5 protein-coding genes are annotated in these 5,565 nt (G+C 71.3%); all 5 read left to right on the top strand.

Annotated features, from left to right (window positions below; genetic code table 11):
* The coding region (locus tag ETD96_RS40515) for an MCE family protein (RefSeq protein WP_138641786.1) at nucleotides 1-1,049 on the top strand (1,049 nt) is incomplete at its 5' end.
* Entirely contained in the window at nucleotides 1,046-2,104 is a 1,059-nt protein-coding gene (locus ETD96_RS40510) for an MCE family protein (RefSeq protein ID WP_138641785.1), read from the top strand. The genes ETD96_RS40515 and ETD96_RS40510, both read left to right, overlap by 4 nt.
* Nucleotides 2,101-3,126 carry an MCE family protein gene (locus ETD96_RS40505; protein ID WP_138641784.1) on the top strand — a complete coding sequence of 342 codons (1,026 nt, stop codon included), beginning with the start codon at nucleotides 2,101-2,103 and terminating at the stop codon, nucleotides 3,124-3,126. The genes ETD96_RS40510 and ETD96_RS40505 overlap by 4 nt, the downstream gene beginning before the upstream one ends.
* Before the next feature lies 1 nt (nucleotide 3,127).
* A complete protein-coding gene (locus tag ETD96_RS40500; protein ID WP_138641783.1) occupies nucleotides 3,128-4,369 on the top strand; it encodes an MCE family protein in 1,242 nt (413 codons plus the stop codon).
* Nucleotides 4,369-5,565: MCE family protein (locus tag ETD96_RS40495; protein WP_138641782.1), on the top strand; the 1,197-nt coding region annotated here is incomplete at its 3' end. The genes ETD96_RS40500 and ETD96_RS40495, both read left to right, overlap by 1 nt.

The following is a 5,565-nucleotide window of genomic DNA, read 5'->3' as shown; positions in this document are numbered from 1 at the left end:
GGACGGGCGCGAAGCTCGAACTGGCGCTCAAGCCGGAGCTCGCGGACCGCGTCCCGGCGGACGTGCGGGCGCGGCTGCTGCCGACGACGGTGTTCGGCGCCCGGTACGTGTCGCTCGCCGCGCCGCCCGGCTCGTCGGCCGGGCCGATCGAGGAGGGCGACGTGATCTCCGAGGACCGCAGCGAGAACGCGGTCGAGCTGTCGGAGGTCCTGAACCGCACGATGGACCTGCTGAACACCGTCCAGCCGGCGAAGCTGTCGGCGACGCTGAACGCGATGGCGACGGCGCTGCAGGGGCGCGGCGACCAGATCGGACGCAACTTCGAGCAGCTCGACGCGTTCCTGCGGAAACTCAACCCCGAGGTCCCGGCGCTCGCGCGCAACCTCGCCGAGCTGGCGGAGTTCTCGCGGCACGCGTCCGACGCGGCCCCCGACCTGCTGCAGGCCCTCACGGACTTCACGGTGACCAGCCGCACGCTCGCCGAGCAGCGCGCGGCGATCGCGAGCCTGTACGACGCGGTGTCGGGATCGTCCGCCGACCTGGACGGCTTCCTGCGCGCCAACTCCGGGAACATCATCGCGCTGGCGTCCGCGAGCCGCGGGAGCCTTGAGCTGATGCGCCGGTACGCCCCGGCCGCGCCCTGCACGTTCAGGACGCTCGCCGAGTTCGTCCCGAAGATGAACCGGGTGCTCGGGCAGGGCACCGACAGGCACGGCGTGCACGGTGTGGTCGTGTCCGTCCCGCACAAGGGCCGGTACCTGCCGGGCAGGGACAAGCCGCGCTACGGCTCCGGCGGCGGGCCTCGCTGCCCCAGCGTCCCGTACCTGGCGGCAGACGGCGCGACACGGGTCCTGTCCGCGGGCGGGATTCCCGGCGAGGGCGGCGGCGCGGGCCGGAGCGGGCTCGGGCCCGCCAACTCGGCGTCCGAGAACGACCTGGTCAACGAGCTGGCCGGGCCGTCGCTCGACGAGGTCCCCGAGGAGCTGCCGGACTGGTCGAGCGTCCTGATCGGCCCGATCTACCGGGGCACGGAGGTGACGGTCAAGTGAGGCTCGGCGGACAGGGGCTCAAGGGCCTGGCGTTCCCGCTCACCAGCTCGCTGATCTTCATCGCGGTGACGGCGGCGGCGACGATGCTGCTGGCCTCCAGCATCACCGGCGCGACCAGCGGCGACCGCGTCACCTACCACGCCAAGTTCACCGACGTCGCCGGGCTGCATCCGGGGCACGGCGTCCGGATCGCGGGCGTCGAGGTCGGCCAGGTCGAGAAGATCGAGGTCAGCGACCGGCGGCTGGCGCGCGTCACGTTCGAGGTCGACCGCGACCGGGAGATCCCGGCGTCGGCGACCGCCGCCGTCAAGTACCTGAACCTGGTCGGCGGACGCTACATCGCCCTCGGCCGCGGCCCCGGTTCTCCGGGTGCGGCGTTGAAACCCGGCGGGACGATCCCGGTTCGGCAGACGACGGGCACGCTCAACCTCACCCAGCTGTTCCAGGGTTTCCAGCCGCTGATGCAGGCGCTGTCGCCCGGCGACGCCAACAAGCTCTCCGAGTCGATCGTCAAGGTGCTCCAGGGCGAGGGCGGCACCATCGAGAGCCTGCTGCGCACGGTCGGGGAGCTGACCACCACGCTCGCCGCCAAGGACCAGGTCATCGGACGGGTCATCACGAACCTGAACAGCGTCGTCCAGACCGTCAACGCGCGGGACCGGCAGCTCGTCGACCTCGTCACCACGCTGCGCCGGTTCACCTCCGGGCTCGCCGCCGACCGCGGGCCGATCGGCGAGGCGCTCGGGTCGATCGCCGACCTGACCAGCGCCACCGCCGGGCTCCTCCAGGTCGCGCGCCCGCCGCTGAAGGACGACATCGTCCACCTCGGCCGCCTCGCAGACAACCTCGACCGCGACAGGCCGCTGCTGGAGCGCTTCCTGCAGCGGTCGCCCGGGAAGGCGGCGACGCTCGGGCGGCTGGGCTCCTACGGTTCGTGGATGAACTTCTACCAGTGCGAGGTCAAGCTCGTCGGCGTCACCTGGGCCGGATCCGACGTGTCCGACGAGCCGCCGCCCACCGGGATCCCGATCAAGGACGCGAGGTGCCGCGGATGAAGCCGCTGCGGGAACGCAACCCGGTCGCGGTGGCCGCCACCGGCATCGCCGTGCTGCTGGTGCTCGGCCTGCTCGCCTACCGCGCCGACCGGCTGCCGGTCATCGGCGGCGGGACGACTTACAGCGCGTACTTCTCCGAGGCCGCCGGGCTGAAGGACGGCCAGGAGGTCCGGGTCGCCGGGGTCAAGGTCGGCAAGGTCACCGACGTCTCGCTCAAGGGCAACAAGGTGAAGGTCACCTTCCGGGTCAAGGACACCTGGATCGGCGACGCCACCCGCGCCACCATCATGATCAAGACGCTGCTGGGCTCGAAGTACCTGCAGCTCGACCCGCTCGGCTACCGGAAGCAGAACCCGGAGCAGACGATCCCGCTCGACCGGACGGTGGCCCCCTACGACGTCACGACGGCGTTCCAGGACCTCGGCCGGACGTTCGAGGACCTCGACACCGCCAAGCTCGCCGCGAGCCTGGAGACGATCTCCACGACGTTCGAGGACACGCCGGCGAGCGTCCGGGTCGCGCTGCACGGGCTGTCGTCGCTGTCCACCACGATCGCGTCGCGGGACGCCGAGCTGTCCCGGCTGCTCGCGGGGACCAAGCAGCTCTCGGGCACGATCGCCGCGCAGAACTCCCAGTTCGAGACGCTGTTCAAGGACGGCAACCTGCTGCTGGCCGAGCTGCGGCAGCGCCGCGACGCCATCCACGCGCTGCTCGTCGGCACCAACCGCCTCTCCAACGAGCTGGTCGGCCTGGTGAACGACAACCGCCGCACCCTCGGGCCGACGCTGGCGTCCTTGGAGCGGGTCACCACCACCCTCGAACGCAACCAGAAGAACCTGGAGCGCGTGCTGGAGACCGCCGCCCCCTACGTCCGCGTCCTCGGCAACGCGACCGGCAACGGCCGCTGGGTGGACGGCTACCTGTGCGGGACCGTCCCCGACGAGTACCTGGAGAACGGCAGGTGGAAGGACCGGCCGCTGCCGGGCCACTGCAAGCCGCCGCACCTGACGGGAGGCCGGTGACATGGCGTCCTCCACGACGCGCACGGCGAAGCTGCCGAAGCTCGGCTCGCCGATCCGCGACCACCGGACGCGGGTGGTGCAGGCGCTGATCGCGGTGTTCGTGCTGCTGGTCGCGATCGCGCTCGTCCCGCTGCTGAGCGGCGGGCCCACGCACAAGATCACCGCGTACTTCGCGACCGCGATCGGCGTCTACCCGGGCTCCGACGTCCGCGTCCTCGGCGTGAAGGTCGGGTCGATCGGCTCCATTGAACCGCTCGGCGACAAGGTCAAGGTCGAGATGCGGGTGGACGACGACGTCGACGTCCCCGCCGCCGCCCGCGCCGTCGTCATCGCGCCGAACCTGGTGTCCGACCGGTACGTCCAGCTCGACCCCGCCTACAGCGGCGGCCCGAAGATGGCCGACGGCGCCTCGATCGACGTGAACAACACCGCGACGCCGCTGGAGCTCGACCAGCTCTACACCGCCGTCCGGAAGATCTCCGGCGACCTCGGCCCGCAGGGGCTGAACGCCCAGGGCGCCCTGTCGGACGTGATCCGGGTCGGCGCCGCCAACCTCGGCGGCAACGGCCAGGCGCTCAACACGATGATCTCCGACCTCGGCAAGGCGTCGCAGACGCTCGCCGACAACAGCGGCGACTTGTACGCCACCATCGCCAACCTCAACAAGTTCAGCGAGATGCTCCGCGCCAACGACGGGCAGATCCGGCTGGCCGAGAACCAGCTCGCCGAGGTGAGCCGGTTCCTCGCCGCCGACCGCGACGAACTCGGCGCGGCGCTGCGCAGCCTCGCGCGGGCGCTCGCCGAGGTGAAGGGGTTCGTCCAGGACAACCGGGCGGCGCTGAAGACGAACGTCGGCAAGCTCGCCAAGGTCACCCAAATCCTGGTGGACGAGCGGGCGTCGCTCGCCGAACTCGTCGACACCGCGCCGCTGGTGACGCAGAACGCGCTGAACGCCTACGACCCGAAGACCCGCACGCTGATGGCGCGCGGCAACCTCCTGGAGATCACCAAGGCGTTCGGCAGCCTGGACCAGCCGGGCGTCGACCCGCCCGCCGCCGACCAGCGGCCGCTGTGCGCCGCGGCGGCGTCCGCGACCGCGACGCTCCGCGAGCAGTGCGACCGGCTGAACAAGGGCGGGCTGGTCGCCGTGGCGCCCACGCAGCAGACCGGCCTTCCGGCCCTGCCGCTGCCGCCCGCGGGCAAGATCTACGCCGGCTCCACCGGGAAGAAGGGGGACCGCTGATGCGCGTGCCCAAGCTCGTCGCGGCCCTCACCGCCGGCGCCGTGCTGGCGGCGGGCTGCTCGGTGCGGCTGGAGGACGTCCCGCTGCCCGGCGGCGCCGACGTCGGCGACCACCCGTACACGGTCAAGGTGCAGTTCGAGGACGTGCTGAACCTCGTCCCGCAGGCGGCCGTCCGCGTCAACGACGTGCCGGTCGGCCGGGTGAAGAAGGTGTCACTGCCGAAGGGCGCGTGGCAGGCCGAGGTGACACTGATCATCAACGGCGACGTTCACCTGCCCGCCAACTCCGTCGCGAACCTGGAGCAGTCGAGCCTGCTGGGAGAGAAGTACGTCAAGCTGGCGGCGCCCACGACGGCTCCGTCCCCGCAGCGGCTCACCGACGGCGCCGTGATCCCGGCGTCCCGCACGACGCGCAACGCCGACACCGAAGAGGTGTTCGGCGCGCTGTCGCTGCTGCTGTCGGGCGGCGGGCTCCCGCAGATCCGCACGATCAACCGGGAGCTGAACCAGGCGCTCAACGGGCGCGAGGACAAGGTCCGCTCCGCGCTGGAGAACCTCAACACCTTCACCTCGACGCTGAACCGCAACCGGCAGTCGATCGTGAACGCGCTCGACGGGCTGAACCGGCTGTCGTCCACGGTCGCGTCCCGCAACGGGCAGGTGTCGACCGTGCTGACCGACCTGTCGCCCGGCCTGAAGGTGCTGGAGGAGCAGCGCGGCCGGCTCGTCGAGATGCTGCGCCGGCTGGAGAAGCTGTCGGACGTCGCCGTCAAGACGATCAACGCCAGCAAGGACGACACGGCCGCGAACCTGCGGGCGCTGTCGGTCATCCTCCGCAAGCTCGCCGACTCCGGCCGCGACCTGCCGAAGTCGCTGGAGATCCTGCTGACGTACCCGTTCACCGACGAGGCGCTCAAGGCCATCAAGGGCGACTACCTCAACGGCTACGTCACCGTGATCGCGGCGGAGGGGTTCGACTGCGTCGTCCCGCCGATCGAGGAGACCGACCCCTTCGAGCATGCCGATGAGAACGAGGGCCTGCGGAAGACGGAGAAGAAGGCGGAAGAAAAGGACACTGAGCCGACGGACGCGAAGTCGAACCCGCTTGCCGCACCACCTGGGTACGTCGGTCCGTTGCCGAAGCCCTGCCCGGACACCGCGGCCCGGCCCGGCACCAAGGCCGCGGTCCCCGGCGCG

Origin of the sequence: Actinomadura geliboluensis (genome assembly GCF_005889745.1) — a bacterium.
GTDB classification, from domain to species: Bacteria; Actinomycetota; Actinomycetes; order Streptosporangiales; family Streptosporangiaceae; genus Spirillospora; species Spirillospora geliboluensis.
This window is presented reverse-complemented; position numbering and strand designations above follow the sequence as displayed.